This window comes from bacterium, from assembly GCA_036382775.1.
Classification (GTDB): Bacteria; Hydrothermota; Tepidihabitantia; order SM23-42; family JAOAFX01; genus DASVHD01.
Map to the genome: position 1 here is coordinate 18,222 of DASVHD010000034.1, position 20,275 is coordinate 38,496.

Consider the following 20,275-nt stretch of genomic DNA (forward strand, 5'->3'; position numbering starts at 1 on the left):
TATATTATCGACTCGCCGATCACCGCAGAAACACTGCTTTTTCCATCTGCTCCTGTCCGCCGGCTTCCAGCCGGACAAAATACACACCGGCCGGGACCATCCCCCCCTCATCGTCATCGCCGGACCAAGAGACGACCGATCCATGATGCAGGATATATGACGCAAGATCAGCAGTAAGATCACGCACTAACCGGCCATTCGCATCGAATATTCTCAGCACATAATCCTTTGATCGTGTAGCATGGATCGTGTATCGGATATCGATCCGGGTCCGGAATGGATTGGGCGAGATGTTGAGCAGGATTGTTCCTCGCTTGATTCGGGACTGAACATCGGGATAGGACGGTTCTTCGATACCGATTGGGCCGATAGCCAGGCAGACCGGTTCCGGATAGAAGCCCACATCCGGATCGTTGCAATAAATCCAGAGCGTATCCCAGTATGTGCCGTCCGCAAGACACGCGGTATCAACAGAGACTTTGACAGCGGTCGACTCGCCGGGAACAAGAACAAACGAGGTCGCAGACGCCTGCTTCAACCATGCCGCGTTCCAGTCAAAGCCCTTGTCAAACTCAAGATTACCGGGAGCTGCCGGTGCGTTACGGATGTAAAATGTTCCGCTCAGCAATCTGGACGCAACCACCGCATTGACCGCATTCAGGGCATTGATTCTTCCCGCACCGTAGTAGTTATCCCGACCGGCTGCGCCCAGATCCAGAGACGTAGTTTCAATTATTGAATCAAGTTCCCGGCACGTAAGAAAACGATTTTTTTCAAGCATCAATGCCATCGTACCCGCGAGATGGGGCGCGGCCATTGATGTGCCGCTCATGCTCGTATATCCCGACATATTGTTATAGAGCAGTGATTTGATATTTACGCCGGGCGCACTCACTTCGGGTTTCTTAAGCCCGGACGGGTAGAGATAATCCATGTATATGTTAGTATTCCACTGCGTCGGTCCGTAACTGGAAAAATTTGCTATTACATCAGCCGCATCGGTTGCGCCCACAGACATAGTTGCATTGCGCCCGCCATTCGGCGCATACCAGGGTGCCGGTACATCGCCAGGGCTTGTTATGTCATACGGAATAACATAATGGCTACCACCACCTTTACCGTTTCCAGCAGAAACTGTCAATGGCACGCCGGTGATATAAGCAATTCTGCTCATGTCACGGCAATAGTTTTTGGTCGCACTATTGGCACTATCGGCGCCCAGCGACATATTGATAATATCAGCGCCATGGTCAATCGCAAACTGAAGTCCTTCGATTATCCATGTGAGCGCACCGGCACCGCTTGCGTTCAATACCTTTATCGCCATTATCTGAGCGTCAGGCGCGACTCCGGTCTGACTACCAGCCGTACCATCGCCGGCAATAATGCCCGCCACGTGCGTACCATGACCATTATCGTCAGACGGATACTTGTCATGATTCACAAAATCGTATCCGTGCGCGGGATACGAGACCCCACCCTCCCACAAATGGTCGTTAAGATCTTGATGCCCCCAGCTCACACCCGTGTCCAGAACTCCGACGATAACGCCCTTGCCGGTATAACCCAAGCTCCAGACCGAATCAGCCTGGATTTTTTCTACCCCCCAGACGATTTCACGCCCGGACAATTCATCTCCGGGTCTCGGGGCAGCTTTCCCTGAAACATGAAAACATTCATTGTCAAGGCTGATATTACTTATACCGGCGATCTGGGCGAGTTCATCGATTACATCCTTCCTTACTTTCGCACTGACCGCATTGACAATCCATAGCGATGCGATGTTTTTGACCGTTTCTTGCCTCATCTTTGCCTCAAGGTATGAGAGGATATCCTTTTGGGAATTCTGTGACAGCATTTTCAGCTGCGAAGTCACCCATTGACGGCGCTGCATTTTTCCAACCTGCAAGGCGTCCGCTTCCAGGATGATCATGTCCGGTTGCTCGGAGAGAAGAATGATAACGGGAATGAATTCATCGTCTCTGGCGGACTGCATCTGCTCCGACAACGTCGGTTCAATCACACTGGAAGACCATGGTCTGAAGGTCGTTCTGATCGGTAGAAAATGGTTTTGCGTCATTGTACCGGTGGTGAAGATCAGTGTCTCCGGATTCGTGCTTATTTCGCCCGGATTGGTGGCAAGATAGCTCATGTCATGACCCATAACCAGTAAATCCTCGTCGTTGCTGGCGTTCATCGTCGTGCCGCACATGAACAAGCTGTCATCACCTCCATAAACGACCGCATATGCCTCGTCGCTGCTGTGGGCAGGGCTGTCATAGAGATATGCGGGCTTGCGTTCATTGCCAAACCGGGTGAGATACAGGACAAGAAAATCACCGGTCGCCGCGATCGCCGTTCCAGCAATATATAAATGACCATCCAGACCATACTCGATCTCATGGGGGCTGTCAAAATTACTGCCCGGTCCGTTGTAGTTGTAGTACCAGCGCCTTATGCCTGATGGTGTCAGACTCATAGCAACGATATCTCTCGTGTACGCACCGTAACCCCCAAATCCGGCCAGGTAAAGGTTCCCGTCTGTACCCCTGATAATACTGGCAGCCATGTCCATGTAGTAACCTGGACTGGTGTAAGTATATGTCCACTTTTCCGCCATTCCCGGGCTCAGGCTCACCACCAGCAGATCGCTATAATGGTCGGTCGCTACTCTGCCCGCAACATAGATAGTGCTGTCAGGACCCGTGGTGATTGAATATGCCAGATCGTCGTTCAATGATCCGGTGTATTGGTATGTCCACCGTGCGGAACCCGCCGTGGTCCAGCTCTGCACGCTGAATCGGGAATCCGCTTCTCCGGCTACATAGATATTACCATCCGGGCAATACGTGAGTTCATAACTCCGGTTCAATCCGGATCTTTTCCATCGTTCCGCGCCGCTCGTGGTGAAACTTGCGACGTTTCCTTCTCCGCAGCAATAGAGATTGCCGTCGGCACCGTAGATCAGGCTATGAGCATCCATCTGGGTGTAGACCCAGCGTTGAACCCCGTTGGGAGTAAGACTCACGACAATGCTGTCACCGCAGGCATAGAGATTGCCGTCAGCACCCCAGACAATGCAATAATACAGGGCGCCGTTGCCCAGTTCTTTTCTCGGGTAATTGTACATCCAGCGGAAAGCTCCAGCCGAGGTAAGGCTTACAACCGTCAGATTACCCGGATTACTGGGCCACCTGGAGTCGCTGTAACCGACGGCATAAACGTTGTGGTCGGCCCCGAATATCATATCGTCAAGCCGATCATGATTATTCAAGGATCCATTGAATGTGTAGATCCATGCCTGCCCTTGCCCCGCGAGGAAAAAAATGATGCCGGCGATGACTACCAGACCATGCTTACTATAATATTTTTTCGACATGATTTGCCTCCAGTTAGCGTATTTTCACAACCCGCGCCGTTGCATCGGTATTCTCCAACTTCGCAAAATACACGCCCGGACAAAGAGCCTCCCCAATGCGATTGCCAGAATATGTCCCCACGCATCTACCCTGAATATCGTATACGAGAACACGCGTCCGTTCGCGGCCGGCTATTGCTGCATAAGACCTGAAAGGATTCGGGATTATCCTCAGCCTGCCGTTTTCCATGTTTCCGCTCACGCAACGATTTTCCTTTATGCCCACATTACCGTTCGGATCGGTCTTGACTACATAGACATCATAGCCGGTTCCTGATGAATATATAGAACCTGCGGCGATGAAACCGTTATCCTGCGTCTGTCGGACCGTATATGCATACGAGTTTTCAGTAAAGCGTTTGGTCCATATTGTATCGCCCATAGCGTCAATTTTCAATAACCAAAGGGCATTATATCCGCTTGGAGGTTGGACATCAGAGCCGCCCAAAATATAGCCGCCGTCCGTAGTCTGCATGATTGAATGCGCCCAATCATCCATTGAACCGCCGTAGGTCTTTTCCCACAACAACTCGCCGCTGGCATCAACCGCGAACACATACGCTTCGCCGGCGAGCGCACCGCGTGTTGATTTGCCGACGACCACGTATTCACCATTTGCGTTTTCAATGACATCCATGCCATAATCAGTTTCTGAACCGCCGTATTTTTTCGTCCAGATCGTGTCTCCCAGGCTGTTGGTTTTGATCAAATAGACCTGAGCATCGGCAATATTGTAATCATATGTTCCGACTGCAATATAACCACCGTCCGCGGTCTGCTTGACCGAACTTGCTTCATCATGGTTTGACCCGCCATAGGTTCTGTCCCAGACGAGATTTCCTGCGCCGTCCGTCTTAATAAGCCACATATCACCAACTCCGGTCGCGTATATTTTATATCCGGCAATAATATACCCGCCGTCAAGGGTTGGCTCAACACAATTTCCCCAATCTTCGTACAAGCCGCCATATGTTTTTGTCCATAATGTATCACCTGAGGAATCGGTTTTCAAAAGCCAAACATCAAGATACCCCGCCCCAAACGACTGGGTCCGTCCGGCGATGATGTAACCTCCATCGGATGTGAGGGCGATGCTGGTCGCACCATCGCTGCCTGAACCCCCGTAGGTTTTTGTCCAGATGGTATCCCCGGCTGAATCCGTTCTGATAAGATAAAGATCTTCGCCGCCTGCGCCAAAAGACATTGTCCTGCCTGCAATAATGTAGCCTCCATCAGAGGTCTGGCACACTGAATGGCCAAAATCCCAATTTCCTCCTCCGTAAGTCTTAATCCAGGTTTGACCATAGATGGAAGCGTACGGGAAAACCGTCACCATCCACCCAAACGCCAATGCAAAATATTTCATAATGCCTCCTTCTGTATAGAATATAGGCAGATATGTGTCTGAAATCATGAATTATAGCATCTCAACAAGCAGAACTGAGGCGAAGATGACATATTTATCTTGGCTGTTGACATAAATTTCATGTTTGGCTATAATGTTTCCATATGATGGTGAAAAATGACGCCTGACGAAAAACGAAAAATAGAAGCTGTAGAATCATATCTTTCCGAAGGAACCTTAGAGGAAAAAGCTTCAATCTACAAAATTCATAGAAATACGCTCTGGCGATGGGTTAAGCGTTATCACGCGGACGGTTTTAAAAATTCCTTAACTCGACAATTTTCCATGAGACACTGGCAGCGAACAGCTGCAAATGTTGAGGACAGAATTGTAACGCTGAAAGAATTCAACCCGTCGTTAACAGTCCGCAAGGCTCAAATGATTTTAAAAAAAACCGGGATAAGAATTTCCTTGAAAGGAATCTGGAATATCTGGAAAAGGTTCGGCTATTGCGGGTTTATGAGAAATCGATTTACTCCATCGTATCGGGATTATGTAAGTGCTTCTTCGATTTCAAAGGAGTTGCTTTGCAAGATAACTGCATTGGTTGAAGAAGGAAGGGTTGAAGAAGCAGCCGCCTTAATAAATCGACTGCCGGTCTATATGGACATGGAAACATTGAGGAAAATTCCGGAATCATTCCTTTCCGTGAGGAGAAAAGTTGAGCGACTCGGTGCTGAATTCGGTATCATCCCCCTTCCTCAATTACGACATAAAGCCAAGGTTTTGAGAGAACAGCTTGAAAAGCGGAAAATGTGGTATTCAGCGCTGAGAGCAACGGTTGATGAGGGTTATGCCCTGATGTGGATGGGCCGGCCGAAGGAGCTGCTGAGATTGGTAGTCAAATTAAAAAAGAAAAAAGAAGGTTTGAGGGATCCAGGATTACGCTTCGCAATTCTCTTGCTTGAAGGCCATGCATATGGCAGTCTCCTGCAAATTCCCAGGGCATTACAATGTGCCAGGGAATGTAAAAGGATCATCCAAAGTCTCGGTAATTCTTACGTCTTGATGGGTGAACTTTCCGGATTTTATTCGGTCATAGGATACTACCGAGAAGCAATTTTTTGGGCAAAAAAAGCGCTTGAAGGAATCGGCGGCGATTATCGAAAACACCTCTGTGCGAGTCTCGTGGGGTATCTTACCACCTCGGGTGATTATCGCTCTGCAACCGGAATCTTAAAAGAAGGGAAATCAGAGGAATGGGATTACAGTTCAAGGGCGCTTCTTTGCGAAGCATTTATCAGTCTCAACAAAGGCGATTTTCAAGAAGCTTCTTCATTGGCAGTCAAGGCCTTGGAGCAATCAATAAAGGAGGGAATCAAAAGATACTTCCACTTGACAACTTTCATTCTTGCCTGTTGCCATGCGTCGGCTGGTGAGAAAGAAGCAGCACGGGTGCTATTAAGAAGATATAATCCATTGCTAAAGAAATATCACCTGGAAAAGGAGTACTTCTTAAGGCGGATTTTATTGGGAGACTTTAATTTGTCAAATAACGCTCTGCTCGTACCCTCCCTCCGATTGGCACATCTTTTTTATCAGGCTAAGATAACCATGAAAGCAAAAAACTATCGTAAAGCTTTGAGATATGCCCGTTCGCAAGAACTTTTCGGGCTTTTTGAGCGTCTTGCCTTATTCTTTCCCGAAGTAGTGGTGCATCTTTTAAGGAAGGGCAAGAACCCAAGACTGCCCAGGTCTCTCTTGGTGATGCCGATATTTCAAATCGAATCACCTGTGTATAATCTCAAATTTCTTGGCAGATTAAGAATATGCAAGGGTGAAAATCCAATAAGAAAATCAGGTTTGAGTCCAAAGGATGCCGCCTTCTTGATCCACATGTCACTGCATAAAAACCGCAGAATGTTATTATCTGACATATGCCTTAATTTCTGGCCTAAAAGCAAGACCCCTTCGAGAAATCTTTCCCATTTATTAGTACGAATTAAGAAAACAATTAATCTATCATCAAGCCTTTTGAAAGTTAACAGCGATTCACTGGAATGGAAATTTCATGTTTCAACGGATTACGAGCTGTTCAAGGAAACACTCGCTCAGGCAAAAGCGCTGGAGCGAGGCGGTGAGTGGATATTTGCCAAAAAAGAATATCTGCGGGCATTTAAGTTATTTCGGGGTGAGCCATTCAAAAAGAATTACGACGAATGGTCATTGAACTTAAGGCATAAGATTCTAACGCAAGTTGAAACCGAAACCACGAATTTTGCGAAAAGTTGTCTGGAGCACGGGAACAAGCGGGACGCCAGAAAAGTCTTGGCGATGATGTTGAAGATAATGCCTGATTCGAAAGATCTAAGGAATTGGCTGGCAGAAAAAATCCCGTTAGGGGAGTGTGATCCCCTAACGGGACATTTGCCCGTAATCGGTATTAAAGAGCTTTCCAGATAATTTCCTGTAAACCCAGAACGTTGAGCTTACCACCGCCTTTATCGGCGACCGCGGTCGCCGCGGTCTTGAGCACCTGCTCGCAGGTAGCACAGGCCGTAACCAGCGTTTCCGCTTTTGTTCTGAGCGCTTCCTTTATCCGTTCTTCGGCGATCTTATTGGACAGTGTGTTGTCCGACACGAGAATGCCGCCGCCGCCGCCGCAGCACCGCGACGTGTCCTGCTTGTATTTCATTTCCACAAGTTCCAGACCGAGCGCCTTGATGATCTCGCGGGGTTCTTTGGTGATCTTGGCACCCCGTGACAGGTCGCAAGGATCATGGTACGTGACCTTACCGGCCTGTTTTTTCACCTGAGCGCCGGGCAGCTTTTCGGCGATAACCTGCAACGCGTGTTTCGCCTGGATCTTGTAGGCTTCGTTCAGATAGACCGTGCACGTCGGGCAAAGGGTGATCGCGGTCTTGAACGGGAAGAGCTCGGTGAACTTCTTTTTGTGCTCCTCGAATTCCTTGACAAAACCCAGCGCTTCCATCGGGTAACCGCAGCATACTTCCTTGACCACTTTCGGCTTGATGCCGATCTTTTCCAGAAGCTTTAAGTACATCTTGGTCTTGTTGGGTCGAGCCAGGAACTGGCAGCCGACGAATACCGGCGTCTCGCCTTCCTGGACCGGCGCCATCACCTCGGTGTCGGCGAAAATATTGCCGGTCTTTTTGATGTTGGCGATGAACGTCTTGTGCGCGTCGTACGCGAACCCCTTTTCCACGAGATCTGCCCGGGCCGCGCGCACGACATCCGGCACCTTCACCTTCGACGGGCACCGGCGGTTACAGTCCCGGCATAAAGTGCACTGGTACAGCGCCTTCACGACCGAATCATCGATCTCCAGCTCTTTTTCCAGGATGCCGTAGGACATGACCATGCGGCCGCGGCCTGACGGCGGGTCCCACAACTGGTTGACGAATGTGGGACAGACGTTCTTGCAATAACCGCACATCGTACACATCATCATTTCGTTTTCCCATTTTGCCAGGTGCCCTTCGAGCTTGCGGTTGGGATTTGTCGGGTAGCGCAGTTCATACATGAACCCTTTGTCCCAGTCGAACATCTTGTGCGGGTTCATGATATTATTCGGGTCCATTGCCTTTTTGATCGCTCTCATGACCGGGATGACAGTGTGCTTTTCCTTGTGGAATTCTTCTGCCTTCGTTATAGCTATCCCATGTTCGCCGCTGGTAGTACCGCCTAACTCCCTGATCAGCTGATATATCTCCGCCACCGCTTTTTTTGCCTGTTCCCAGTGCTTGGGGTCGGTCGGCGTCATCAGCACTTTGGTATGCAGGTTCCCGTCGCCCGCATGCCCATACGGCGGGATTATGATATCGTATTTCTCGGAGATCGCCCAGATACCGGCGACCGCCTGAGGTATTTTTGAGACCGGTACCGCCATATCATCGGCCAGCATCGTGGTCGCATATTCCTGCTTTAAAATACTGAGCGACGGGATCATTTGTTTCCTTGCTTTCCAGATCTCCGCGATCTTAGCTTCATCCTCGGTAAACTCGACCGACACCGCACCGGCATCTTTGCAGATCTTGACGACGATATCGACATCCAGTTTTATCGTTTCGGGACGGCCATCGATCTCGATGAGCAGTATTCCTGCAACTTCAGGTAGGCTCATTTTAGCCGCTTTATTTACGGCCTTAATGCAGGGTGCCGACATGATTTCAAGCTGCGATGGGATTAGCGGCTTTGCGATAATATTGGCTACGCACTGACCGGCTTTTTCCAGATCGTCAAATGCCGCGATACAACCCGCGATTTTGGGCGGCAAAGGGACAACTTTCATGTTGATCTCGGTTATAATGCCGAGCATGCCTTCGGACCCGCACATCAGCCGTTCGATCTGATAGCCGGTTGAATGCTTGATGGTTTTGGTGCCGGTGTACGCGATCTCGCCGGTGGGCAGCACGACTTCCAGGCCCAGCACATAGTCCCTGGTCGCCCCGTATTTAACCGCCTTTTCGCCCGACGCGTTGATCGCCACCATGCCGCCCAGAGTCGCGACTTCGCTCGATGCCGGGCCCGGGATGAAATACTTCATAGGTTTGATCGCGGCGTTGAAAACGTCGCAGACGACGCCGGGTTCGCTGACCACAAACATATCCCCCATTCGGATATCCTTGATTTTATTCATACGCTGCATGTCGACCGAGATCCCGCCGTCAATGGGCACTGAATGCCCGCACAGCGCGGAACCTGCTCCGCGCGGAACGACCGGCACTTTGTATTTGTTCGCGAGTTGGACGATCTTCTGAACCTGTACCGTGTTCTGCGGCTGGACCACGACATCGGGCTTCTTGCGATGGATGCCGCCGTCAAAGGCGTACACGTAGAGCTCCGCGTTGCTGGTCTTGCAGTATTCGCTGCCGACGATGTCCTGCAGCTGTTTGATAATATCCTTGCTGATTGCCATTTAAACTCCTTTCAAAGCCGCGCTAAGCGCGGTAAAATCCTAATTTCTAAACTCTAATTTCCGCTTCGTGTCGAATACTCAGCATGAGACATAAACAATATCCAAGCACAAAATCCCAATATTCTAAACATCTGCCATTGTTAAGGAATTTTGATATTCGAATTTGTTTAGGATTTAGGATTTCGTAATTAGAATTTTCCATATTATCCGATCAGTGGTACGGTTATGCTGCCGTCCATCAGGAAAGTGACTTTGGCGTCCTTGCCTTTGACGGCAAGGGCCTTGTCGACCGCTTCCTGCAGGCTGTGGAACGGCTTGATGAATATCGCGTTCATATCCTTGTCCGCGAGGTCCGTGACGCCCCACATCTCGGCCCAGGTACCGATCTCGGCCATCTTCGATGCCTTGTGATAACCGAGCTTGTAACCCTTTGCGATCTTATCCAGCGCGTCCTGCGGTGATTTGCATGAAGAAAGCAGCTCGAAAAACGCGGGTTCACCGATGCCGGTGCGGCATTTGGAGACCATGATCAGGATGCCGCCGTCTTTCAAAGCGAGTTTGCCGTTATCCAGCGCTTTCTGCGACTGATAAAGGTCGACATCCATCGGGTATGGCGCTATGCTCACGACGATATCCGCCTTTGCCGGCACTTTGACGCAGAACACCTCCTTGGCCTTGTCGACCGCCGCGTAGAAAGAATCGTGGATGTGGCCGCTGGTCACGCCGTACAGCCGGCGCTCTCCGTCGAGCACGGTCTGGATCGAGAAGATCTCCTTGTCCGCGATGACCTTAAGCGCGTCGATCATGTCCTCGTGCACCGGATTCCCGTCGAGAACCAGAGCCTGGGCTTCCATTTTAAGGGCATGCTTGTGATTCTGTTCGATCGTCTTCCGCGAGGCGATCCCGGGCAGGAACGATTTCCGTCCCCCCGTATACCCTCCGAAATAATGCGGTTCCACCGAACCGATGATCACGATCTTGTGGGCGTTCATGCCCAGCTTATTGACATACATTTCGGTACCGTTCTTGGAGGTGCCGATATGCACCATGTCCTCTTCCTTTTTACAGTCGTGCACGTGGATTAATCCATTGAACTTCGCATAGTATTTGCCGAATATGAAATCGAATTCCTCCTGGGTCGGCGCCCGGTGCACTCCGGTTGCCACGACGAACTTGATGTTTTTATCCTGGATCTGGTCCTGGATCATATCCAGCACTTTCGCGGTCGGTGTCGGCCGGGTACCGTCATTCACGATGAACAGAATGTCTCGGGCATTGGACAGGAATTCTTTGAAGGTCTTCGACTTGATCGGTTTTTCGATGGCGTCAAGCAGGATCTTACTCTCGTTCTGTTCCTTTACCTCGTTGGGGTATACCACTGCAAGGATATTCTTGTCCGCGATTTTGACATTTAGTTTATCGTCCTTACCATAAGGAATCTGAAGATCCATTAAACCTCCTTCCTTAAGAAAACAGCGAAGTTACGAAGTTGGGAGGATCAGAAGATCCGACCATCACAGCCTCTTATCCTCTTAACCTCTCATCTTCATATGTCGTCTTCGCGGTTATTTTTTAGCTTTCGCCAGCTGGGCGTCGATGAATTTGGTGACTCCGTCCGCGCCAAAAGCGAGGTTTTTCAGTTCCGCGTCCAGTTTCGACGGCTTTACCTTGATGATCCAGCCGCCGCCGTAAGGATCCTTGTTTATCAGCCGGCAGTCATTCTCAAGTTCCCGGTTGACTTCCGTGATCTCGCCGGAGATCGGCGAAACGAACTTGCCGACCCACTTTGACGACTGGATCTTGCCGCAGGTCTCCCCCTGCGTCACGGTGTCGCCTTCAAAAGGCAGATCCACGTAGGTCGTGTCGCCGGCCTGTTTCTGGTAAAAATCATCCATGCCGACCTTCACGGTGCCGTCAGCTTCAACCTTCACCCAGGTGTCTTCCTGGTGATAATAAAGATCCTCGGGCATATTATATCCCTTTATGTCCATTTAAGACCTCCCTCATTGATTGATTTAACCAATTGTTATTTAACCAATAATTAACCGAATCTAGCCCCAAATAACCAAAGGTAATTGGCGCAAGCTTTTCGAATAGAAATATTATGATGTTTGTTGCAGCCTGAGCGCATGATTATCAATTGAAATTATATGGATTTTAAGGGTGAAGTCAAGCACAGACGTAAGCGCTATGCCGTGTCATTGCGAGTCCGCCAAGTAGTATGGCGGATGAAGCAATCTCATCTGTTTCTCCCGTTGCAGAGATTGCTTCGTCGTTCCTTCAGCACTCCTCGCAATGACAGAAAATGTTTTTCTTTAATCGTTCTGTCCGTGTTCGTGCTCGTAATCCGTTCCGGGCCCGGCCACGTGCCGCGTTCCGGTTTTAAGGAAAAACGCATACAAGGGCGACATATTGCGCAATTTTTTGACGATGGGCGGAATTTCGGCCAGCACGTAATCAATATCAGTATCGTTGTTATACTTGGACAGCGTCATCACGAGGGAACCCTGCGCGATGGCCGCGTCGATCTTGATCGCGGACAGAACATGCGACATCTTCAATGATTTGGAAGTGCAAGCCGAACCGCTTGTCACATAAATACCCTTTTCATCAAGCAGCAACATCATCCCTTCGCCCTCGACGAACTCAACGGAAAAATTGACATTGTTCGGAAGCCGTTTTTCCGGGTGGCCGTTCAAATACAAGTAGTCGATATTCCTTGGCAGTTCAGTAATTAGCCGGTCTCGCAATTGCCGCATCCTTTTCGAATTTTCGACTGATGCATTCTTGGCAATCCGGCAGGCAGAGCCGAAACCCGTGATCGCCGGTATGTCCTCGGTGCCAGCCCTCCGGCCGCTTTCCTGAATTCCACCGTCGATCAGAGGGATGACCCTGACGCCCTTTTTAACATACAGCGCGGCTGCGCCTTTGGGTCCGTGAATTTGAGAACTCGACAAAGACAACAAATCAACACCCAATTCTTTCACATTGACCGGGATCACGCCGGCGGTCGAAACCGCGTCGGTATGGAACAGCACGCCTTTGTCATGAGCGATCCTGGCCATTTCATTGATCGGCTGGATCGTCCCGATCTCCGGGTTGGCATGCTGAATGGAAATTAAAATGGTCTGCGGCTTGATAGCTTTTTTTAGATCATCAGCTGAAACCAGACCGTACTTATCCACCGGCAGGTGGGTGATATCAAAACCGGCCTGCTCAAGCCTCCGCGCGGCGTATAAAACGGAGAAATGCTCGATACCGGAAACGATGATATGCTTGCCTTTTTCCTGGTAAGCCACGGCAATGCCCTTGAGCGCCAGGTTGTTGGCCTCGGAACCGCAGGAAGTAAAATAGATCTCTGGTTCCTGCGCCCCGATCAAACCCGCAACTTCCTTTCGCGCTTTATCCAAAGCATCCTTCGCACGGGCGCCGGCTGTATGAATGCTCTGGGCATTGCCATAATATTCTTTCAAATACGGCGTCATCTCGACCAACACCCGTTCATCAATCCGGGTTGCCGAATGGTTATCAAGGTAGACTTCGTGCATGGCAGCCGCTTATATTCTAAATCCCGATCCCAGCAGCCTTGTGTTTTGCCAGAACTGCATCGGCCAGGAGATCAAGTTTTTTCAGGTCATCAACTGTCGGATATCCCTTGATCACAACCGGTTCGATCATCTCGACTTTAAGGTTGGTCATGAGGCCCCCGAGCCTTTCGATCACCTGAGTACCCCACCCGAAAGAACCGATAACCGACGCGAACCGGGTCTTGGGGCGCAGGGCATTGGCAAGAAAGGCCGCATAAGCGACCGTGGGATGCGGTCCGACCAGTACGGTCGGTGCCGCAAGAATTATCGTGGCGGCGTCAACCAGGGCGATCGCCAGCTCTCCAATGTCAGTCCGCGGCATGTTGAACGGTTTGACCGTGATCGACCGCTTCATGAGGGCGTCAATGAAATGATCGACCATTGCCCTGGTGCTGCCGTGCATGGATACGAACGGCAGAACGACCTCGTTCTTCACGTTGTCAGAAACCCAATCCGCATAGGCGTCCACGATAAAGGGCGACTTCGCATGTACGGGACCGTGACTCGGCGCGATCATCTTTATATCATAGCTTTGAAGCTTTCTCAAATGGCTGACGATATTACTTCTAAACGGCATCATGATCTCGGCGTAATACCGTTTGGCTGATTCATAGACCCGCGCATCATCATCGGCAAACAAATCGCTGGTTGCCAGGTGCGCGCCGAACAGATCGCATGAGAACAAGATCCCGTCTTCTTTCAAATAGGTCAGCATTGTTTCGGGCCAGTGAACCCACGGCGCGATGAGGAACTCGAGCGTCCTGTCGCCTAACGACAGGATTTCGTGGTCGCCCCTGGTGATAAATTTCTCTTCCGGGATCATCAGCAGGCTTTTCAGAAAATCCTTACATTTTAGATTGGTCACGACCATGGCTTCTGGAAAAGCTTTCAGCACATGCGGTATCGAACCTGAATGATCCTGCTCGGCATGATTGGAGATCACGTAATCGAGCTGGGTAATACCTGCCTTTTTCAGGTTGGAGAACAGTTCTTCTGCCTTGGCCGGATCGACCGTATCGATTAACGCGGTCTTTTCGCTACCCTTGATCAAGTAGGCGTTGTAGGTCGTGCCGTCTGGCAGGGGGATCAGCTCGTCGAAAAGTTTGCGGTCCCGGTCCAACGAACCGACCGCGTAAATACCGGGCCTAAGTTCTTTTGTAGGCATATAACTCCTTAGTTAATCCCAAACTCCACTTTGATATCAATAATTTGTTAAATGGTAACTGGTTAAATATTTTTTTTCTTTCCATTTAACCATTTAACTATTTAACTAATCTATTGGTCAAATATTCTATTTTTTCCATTTTGTCGTCTTCTTATCAGTTTATTTAACCATTCAACCTTTTAACCATTTAACTAATCTGCCGGCTCAAACTTGTCTTTCCCTGCCCCGCATACAGGACACACCCAGTCTGACGGGATTTGTTCAAAAGAGGTGCCCGCGGCAACACCAGTGTCCGGATCGCCTTTTTCCGGATCATATATGTACCCGCAAACCGTACAACGGTATTTTTTCATTTTCAATTCTCCCTTCAAACTAGCGCCGGCAGGGACCGGTCCCTGCTTCTCATCGTAATATCCAGGGGCCGTTTTCGGCACCAATCCGTGCTTTACCTCGCGATAGTAGGCATAGGTCATTGGCTGTTTGTCGCTCAGAACTTCGGCTGCCATTGCCTTGCCGATAAAAAGTGTGTGCGTTGAAGCGTCGACACGCTCCTTGACCTCGACCTCGACAGTGGCGATCGCGTTGTCAGTTACGATCGGCGCGCCCAGTTCCCCAAGGCGGAAACCGACGCTATCGAATTTATTGAATGTCCGTCCGGTCTTGAAACCGAAATGCCCGATAAAATTCATGGGCGTATCGACCGCCAGCACCGAAATCGTGAAAATACCGCTCTCCAGGATATATTCATGGGTCAGGTTCTGCTTGTTTATGCAGACGCCGATCAGTACCGGGTCTGATGAAGCCTGAAACACCGCATCGGCTATCTGACCGTTATGGGCACCGGCTTTATTGTTACTCGAAACCACATACAATCCGTAACTGAACTTCATCAGCGCTTTGTGATCCATTATTTTCCCTTTTGCATTCTTCTTCCCTTATTTTTAGACCGCATACCGTCCCAGATGTTAAGCGCCCGGCGCAGGTGCGGGATCGTTATTGTACCCCCGATAACCGCGGCAATGGCGAGTGTCTCTTCGAGTTCCTCGTCGGTCACGCCTTCTTCATAACATCGGGCGATATGGTAATGAATGCAGTCGTCGCAGCGCAGAACAAGCGATGACGCCAGGCCAAGCATTTCCTTTGTCTTTTTACTAAGCGCGCCTTTCTGGTATACGAGCGTATCCAGACTGTATAGACGCTTGATCCCAAGCCGGGCGTATTTCATGACGATCCGGTTCAATCTTTCGCGTTCTTTTTTAAAATTTTTAGTCAATCCTATGGCATCCCTTTTCCGCCGCGCATTTTTTGTGTTCGACATACTGCAAATTATATAATTTTATCTGTAAAAGTCAATGTTAATTATTCGGCTGCGTTAACGTAATGCGCATGACCCCTTGACAATTCCCATTTTGTGTTTATAATAAGATAAGAAGGCATGCGCTTAGTAAGCTTGTATATTTATGGTATTACTTACTAAGAGGTATGCCATTTTGTTTTTCAAGGAAATATTTTATCAGCATCATTAAAAATTCAGGAGGATTATGAATAATAATAAAGAGAGAGGTTTGCTACCATTCGTCATTATTATTTTCTTAATGTTAGCCTGCGTAATTTTTGCCCAGCAGACCTATAATCTGGAGATAATCTTTCATACCGAGTGTCCGGTGGATTCCGCGGAGTATTTCGGCGTGGCGTTATCATCCGCCGGTGACGTAAACGATGACGGATACGATGATATCATGATTGGATCTACAGCCCGGTTTTTCAGTGGCATGCAGGATAGTTCCCATGGGCACGCATATATCTACTGTGGAGGTCCTGTCATGGATACAGTCGTCGATATCTCATTGCCCGGTGAGCATCCACTTGATGCTTTCGGTGCGAGCGTCTGCAATTTAGGTGATGTCAACTGTGATAGTGTTGACGATATTGCCGTAGGTGCGGTAAATTGTACCCAGATTGACAGCTGCGGCAGGGTATATATTTATTTTGGTAGTTCTTCCATGGATAGTATTCCGGATCTTGTTTTAAAAGGCGATTTTTGTACGGCGTTTGGTGTTGCTATTACCGCAGGTGATATCAATGGTGATGGGTGGAATGATATCATAGTCGGTGAATATGCATATAATTGGCTTACTCTTGACGGTCGGGCTTATATATATTATGGTGGTCCATTGTTAGACACCATTCCAGATATTATATTAAATGGACACAACAGTGAATGCTTTGGGCACACGATCGGCTCCGGCGGTGATTTGAATTCGGATGGATTTGAAGATGTGGTGGTCGGCGCGGATGAAAACTCCGAATCCTATGGCGGCGCAGGTAAGGTTTATGCCTTTTTCGGCGGTAATCCCATGGACACAGTCCCCGACTGCTGGTTGCATGGCGAGGGCGTAAATCATTATTTAGGGTGGTATAATGTTTCAATTGCTGATAATGTCACCTCTTTTGACCGAATGACCACCAGTACTTGGCATTACAGCGAAGCAGGCAGGAGTGGCAAGATCTATGTCTTATATGGCGGCTCCCCGATGGATACAATACTGGACGTGTGGATGGTGGGTTATACGGATTCAAGCGGTAGTGGCGGTCTAGGATATTGGTCGGCAACAGCCAACAAAGCTGATGGTGATAACTATGCTGATGTGCTTGGAGGAGCGCCTGGGTATAATAATGGTACAGGTTATCTGTGGCTTGGTGCTTTATCTATGGACACAACGCCTGATGGATGGCTATCCTGCGGAAATTCAGGCTATCGCAACATCGGTGATCGTGTCGCCTCTGCCGGCGATGTCAATGGCGATGGGTTTGACGAGGTGATGTTTTCCAACTATGCCGCCGATTCCAATAAATCGGTCTGGGTATGTAGGTATACGGGACCGGGGGTAGTGGAGCAGAGAACAGAAGGTATTGCCCATATTATGGCATTTACAGTGTATCCTACTATCTTTACTGATAAACTTGTGATTAAATGTCAAATTCCAAATGACAAATATCAAATGAATGCCAAAGTACAAATGTCATTGAAGATTTACGACATTTTAGGTCGGGAGGTGATAAAATATGATATAGAAAATCCGGAGGGAAAAACCGTAGTAGATGTGGATGCGCGCCATCTGTCCGCGGGCGTATATTTCATACAGGTGGAGGTGGAGGGTATCAAGGAGGTGCAGAAGGTGATAAAACTAAAATAAAAAAAGAGGGGAGCAGTGCGGATAGAATACGTAATCTGTCTGAATCATCTGTATCAATATCTGTTTGCATCAATCTCGCGAACGCGAGAGGAGGTTACAATGTTTAAGGCAACAATCAGCACATTAATTCTGACTTTGTTGGCAGTAGCAGTCCTGCCTTCAGTCGTATTAGGTCAGGTCGTCGGACCTGATTATTGGTGGGTCCAGGATAACGATGGCACTATGCCAAGCAAATCATTCCGGGGTATCTGCGCATTAAGTGAGACCGATGTCTGGGTCGTAGGTGAATGGGGTGCGGTATACCACCGCCAAAGCCAAATTCCGGTGCATCAGCATCCGGCTTGGCTGAAGAATGAGAATTTTCCCCAGGGATATACTGACTACCACTTCAACGATATCTGTTTCGCTGATGCCAGCCACGGTTGGATCGTGGGCGAGAAAAAACAAACGATTGATCCTGTCCCTGATCCAACCAGCTACAGCGGAGTAATATTTTATACTGCGAATGGCGGAACCTCATGGAGTGATCAAACACCCAATATATGGCCCACTTTCCCCATCCCCACATCTTTCCGAAAGGTGAAAATGGTCTGGAAACAATTGACCCAACATTATGTAGGCTATATTGCATGTGGAAATGGAGCAATGCTTAAAACAGAGAATGATGGTGTTTCCTGGTCCCACACCCCTACTGATCCCTGGTCTGATCCAGACAACGTATCCAACTGGTACAACGGGTTGTGGGTTGATCCATCGGATCCAGATTTTGAGAATGTCTGGGTCGCCAGCGATGCATTTGGCATTATCGCCAAGACTGACGACGGGGGTAATACCTGGACATCATACCAGCCCATTGCGTTCAACCAGTCCTACTCATTTCCTGCCCCCCCCCGCAATTACCCCCTTGTGGAACAAAACTGGCATTTTTTGATGCTGATTTCAGTTCTTTTATAAGCGGTTCAGTTGCGCTCTCGTTTGGGCACCTCGGCATTACAACCAATGGCGGTGCTGACTGGGATGTTTTGGGTTATGAACCAGATCCCACATGGTACTATGATGTAGATCTCACCGCGACTGCCGGAAATTTCACCGCCGGCAACTTTGGCGTCATCGACCAGTTACCTTATCAGGAATGCGTAAACTACCAATGGAAGTTTGACATCTATCCCACGGATTTCTCCTGCCTGACCGCAGGTCTGGGCGCCAATGGCAACTATGCCTATGCCGCAGGTGAAGGATATTCCGATGTTCGGTTAAGGTACAAACCGGCGTACGTCGCGACTATAAATAAGAATGTTACCTGGGTCGATGGATATCCATATGGTCATTATGATGTGCATATCACGGTTAGTTACGCACTGCTCCCCTCTATTCTGGACATAAAGGGACTTGATATATGTTAGTCATTTTAACCTGCAAAGCAAGATTCACCTTGTGCATCTCATAGATTTCATGAGGGGTCCGATAGCCCAAGCTTTGATGGACCCGTTCGTTTTCATGCCAGACCCGATATAATTCCCAGCCTGCTTTTGCTTCCGCTAAATTGCGATATTCGTTGCGATAGACCTCCTCGATCTTGTATTTGCTGAAGAAAGCCTCGATGTACGGTTTGTCGTCCGGACACTTGATCCCCGCATACTCTAAGATGACGTTCAGGGTCCGCGCGCGTTCTCGAAACTTGCGGGCGGTGAACTGCGTGCCCCGGTCGATTCGCAAAACTAACCGGTGATCCGGCGGCACCGGCCCATTAAACCGTTTCCGGACCGCCTGTTCCATGACGTCCGCGGCTTCGTCCGACCGGCACCGATCCCCAAAATGCTCACCCGGCAGTTCCTTGTCGCAGCCGTCGATCACGGCGAATAAATAGCCGGTTTGATCCCCGCACCACACCGGCGTCAGATCCTCCTCCCAGTAGACATTGGAAACTACGGGCCGCACCATTGCGGGCCGGGTAAAGGACTGACCTTTGATCTTCCGGGGCTGCAAAAGCCCTAAATGCCGCGCATAGCGCAAGACCCGCTTTTTGTTCACTAACCAGCCCAGCGCCCGCAGCCGCGCCCAGGTCTTCCGATACCCGTAAACCTGCGCCTGCTTACGCACCGCGAGTATCGTTTCACAGAGCGCGGGATCATAGAACCGTTCCTTCCGCGAGCCTTTTGTCGACTGATAATGATAAGTGCTGCGCGCCAGGCCAACCGTCTGCAGGGCCTGGCTTTGATTTAAACGCTCCTCTTTGGTCAATTTATTCACTAACATACGCTTGGCCCCCGGTTTTAATGACCCATAAGCTTTTTTTGAGCGTCAATGATCAACGACAGGCTCCCGACCAACTCCTTCAAACGCCGATTCTCCTCAACCATGGGATCCCGACCTTTCTTCGTCCGACCGTCCAGCAAGCCTTTTTTCCCGCTCGCCAGGAACTGATCGCGCCACCGGTAGGCCATCGTTTCGCTGACCTGATAGCGCGCGCAGATCGCCGCCACGGATTCCTCGCCCTTTAACATCGCCAATACCACCCCAAGCTTTTCCTCGAGCGTCCAAATCTTGCGGTTCATCGTAAAACTCCTTTCCAAGCCCGCAAGTATACCTTATATTCATGTCCAAGTCAAACGGGGAGCATTCCG

15 protein-coding genes are annotated in these 20,275 nt (G+C 49.5%); 4 read left to right on the forward strand and 11 right to left on the reverse strand.

Annotated features, from left to right (window positions below; all coding sequences use genetic code 11):
• Positions 1-19: 19 nt before the first annotated feature.
• Together VF399_07580 and VF399_07585 are read right to left on the reverse strand one after the other, a co-directional pair.
• Positions 20-3,379 (reverse strand): S8 family serine peptidase, encoded by a 3,360-nt coding sequence (locus tag VF399_07580; protein HEX7320199.1) that lies wholly within the window; start codon positions 3,377-3,379, stop codon positions 20-22.
• Between the two features lie 13 nt (positions 3,380-3,392).
• Positions 3,393-4,784, reverse strand: coding sequence for a hypothetical protein (locus VF399_07585; GenBank protein ID HEX7320200.1), 1,392 nt, complete (start codon positions 4,782-4,784; stop codon positions 3,393-3,395).
• A 156-nt stretch (positions 4,785-4,940) separates the two neighbouring features.
• On the opposite strand from VF399_07585, the gene VF399_07590 reads away from it, so the two are divergent.
• Entirely contained in the window at positions 4,941-7,226 is a 2,286-nt protein-coding gene (locus VF399_07590) for a hypothetical protein (GenBank protein ID HEX7320201.1), read from the forward strand.
• Here VF399_07590 and VF399_07595 read toward each other — a convergent pair.
• The 7 genes from VF399_07595 to VF399_07625 all read right to left on the reverse strand — a co-directional run bounded on the left by VF399_07595 (position 7,207) and on the right by VF399_07625 (position 15,727).
• On the reverse strand, positions 7,207-9,702 hold the full coding sequence (locus VF399_07595) for an FAD-binding and (Fe-S)-binding domain-containing protein (GenBank protein HEX7320202.1): 2,496 nt from the start codon (positions 9,700-9,702) through the stop codon (positions 7,207-7,209). The two genes, VF399_07590 and VF399_07595, sit on opposite strands and share 20 nt — an antisense overlap.
• Positions 9,703-9,905: 203 nt before the next feature.
• Positions 9,906-11,153, reverse strand: coding sequence for a nickel-dependent lactate racemase (larA, locus tag VF399_07600; GenBank protein ID HEX7320203.1), 1,248 nt, complete (start codon positions 11,151-11,153; stop codon positions 9,906-9,908).
• A gap of 114 nt (positions 11,154-11,267) precedes the next feature.
• Positions 11,268-11,693 (reverse strand): glycine cleavage system protein GcvH, encoded by a 426-nt coding sequence (gene gcvH / locus VF399_07605; GenBank protein ID HEX7320204.1) that lies wholly within the window; start codon positions 11,691-11,693, stop codon positions 11,268-11,270.
• A 324-nt stretch (positions 11,694-12,017) separates the two neighbouring features.
• Positions 12,018-13,250, reverse strand: coding sequence for a cysteine desulfurase family protein (locus VF399_07610; GenBank protein ID HEX7320205.1), 1,233 nt, complete (start codon positions 13,248-13,250; stop codon positions 12,018-12,020).
• Between the two features lie 16 nt (positions 13,251-13,266).
• Positions 13,267-14,454, reverse strand: coding sequence for an FprA family A-type flavoprotein (locus VF399_07615; GenBank protein HEX7320206.1), 1,188 nt, complete (start codon positions 14,452-14,454; stop codon positions 13,267-13,269).
• Positions 14,455-14,645: 191 nt separating this feature from the next.
• Positions 14,646-15,362: a flavin reductase gene (locus VF399_07620; protein HEX7320207.1), complete on the reverse strand. Its 717-nt coding sequence runs from the start codon at positions 15,360-15,362 to the stop codon at positions 14,646-14,648.
• A complete protein-coding gene (locus tag VF399_07625; GenBank protein ID HEX7320208.1) occupies positions 15,362-15,727 on the reverse strand; it encodes a carboxymuconolactone decarboxylase family protein in 366 nt (121 codons plus the stop codon). The genes VF399_07620 and VF399_07625 overlap by 1 nt, the downstream gene beginning before the upstream one ends.
• Positions 15,728-15,995: 268 nt before the next feature.
• On the opposite strand from VF399_07625, the gene VF399_07630 reads away from it, so the two are divergent.
• From VF399_07630 to VF399_07640, 3 genes are all read left to right on the forward strand, one after another.
• Positions 15,996-17,651 carry a T9SS type A sorting domain-containing protein gene (locus VF399_07630; protein ID HEX7320209.1) on the forward strand — a complete coding sequence of 552 codons (1,656 nt, stop codon included), beginning with the start codon at positions 15,996-15,998 and terminating at the stop codon, positions 17,649-17,651.
• 99 nt (positions 17,652-17,750) lie between these two features.
• Positions 17,751-18,605 carry a hypothetical protein gene (locus VF399_07635; protein HEX7320210.1) on the forward strand — a complete coding sequence of 285 codons (855 nt, stop codon included), beginning with the start codon at positions 17,751-17,753 and terminating at the stop codon, positions 18,603-18,605.
• A gap of 68 nt (positions 18,606-18,673) precedes the next feature.
• The gene (locus VF399_07640) at positions 18,674-19,054 is read left to right on the forward strand and encodes a hypothetical protein (protein HEX7320211.1); all 381 of its coding nucleotides are present in this window, start codon (positions 18,674-18,676) and stop codon (positions 19,052-19,054) included.
• Here VF399_07640 and VF399_07645 read toward each other — a convergent pair.
• Both VF399_07645 and VF399_07650 read right to left on the reverse strand, forming a co-directional pair.
• Complete coding sequence (locus VF399_07645) at positions 19,020-19,907, reverse strand: IS3 family transposase (protein HEX7320212.1); 888 nt, start codon at positions 19,905-19,907, stop codon at positions 19,020-19,022. The two genes, VF399_07640 and VF399_07645, sit on opposite strands and share 35 nt — an antisense overlap.
• A gap of 17 nt (positions 19,908-19,924) precedes the next feature.
• Positions 19,925-20,206 (reverse strand): helix-turn-helix domain-containing protein, encoded by a 282-nt coding sequence (locus tag VF399_07650; protein HEX7320213.1) that lies wholly within the window; start codon positions 20,204-20,206, stop codon positions 19,925-19,927.
• Positions 20,207-20,275 lie beyond the last annotated feature (69 nt).

What these genes read in the sequence shown, in the direction of transcription:
- VF399_07580 (HEX7320199.1), bottom strand. Translation starts at nt 3,379, where the DNA reads ATGTCGAAAAAATATTATAGTAAGCATGGTCTGGTAGTCATCGCCGGC.
- VF399_07585 (HEX7320200.1), bottom strand. Translation starts at nt 4,784, where the DNA reads ATGAAATATTTTGCATTGGCGTTTGGGTGGATGGTGACGGTTTTCCCG.
- VF399_07590 (HEX7320201.1), top strand. Translation starts at nt 4,941, where the DNA reads ATGACGCCTGACGAAAAACGAAAAATAGAAGCTGTAGAATCATATCTT.
- VF399_07595 (HEX7320202.1), bottom strand. Translation starts at nt 9,702, where the DNA reads ATGGCAATCAGCAAGGATATTATCAAACAGCTGCAGGACATCGTCGGC.
- larA (HEX7320203.1), bottom strand. Translation starts at nt 11,153, where the DNA reads ATGGATCTTCAGATTCCTTATGGTAAGGACGATAAACTAAATGTCAAA.
- gcvH (HEX7320204.1), bottom strand. Translation starts at nt 11,693, where the DNA reads ATGGACATAAAGGGATATAATATGCCCGAGGATCTTTATTATCACCAG.
- VF399_07610 (HEX7320205.1), bottom strand. Translation starts at nt 13,250, where the DNA reads ATGCACGAAGTCTACCTTGATAACCATTCGGCAACCCGGATTGATGAA.
- VF399_07615 (HEX7320206.1), bottom strand. Translation starts at nt 14,454, where the DNA reads ATGCCTACAAAAGAACTTAGGCCCGGTATTTACGCGGTCGGTTCGTTG.
- VF399_07620 (HEX7320207.1), bottom strand. Translation starts at nt 15,362, where the DNA reads ATGGATCACAAAGCGCTGATGAAGTTCAGTTACGGATTGTATGTGGTT.
- VF399_07630 (HEX7320209.1), top strand. Translation starts at nt 15,996, where the DNA reads ATGAATAATAATAAAGAGAGAGGTTTGCTACCATTCGTCATTATTATT.
- VF399_07635 (HEX7320210.1), top strand. Translation starts at nt 17,751, where the DNA reads ATGTTTAAGGCAACAATCAGCACATTAATTCTGACTTTGTTGGCAGTA.
- VF399_07645 (HEX7320212.1), bottom strand. Translation starts at nt 19,907, where the DNA reads ATGTTAGTGAATAAATTGACCAAAGAGGAGCGTTTAAATCAAAGCCAG.
- VF399_07650 (HEX7320213.1), bottom strand. Translation starts at nt 20,206, where the DNA reads ATGAACCGCAAGATTTGGACGCTCGAGGAAAAGCTTGGGGTGGTATTG.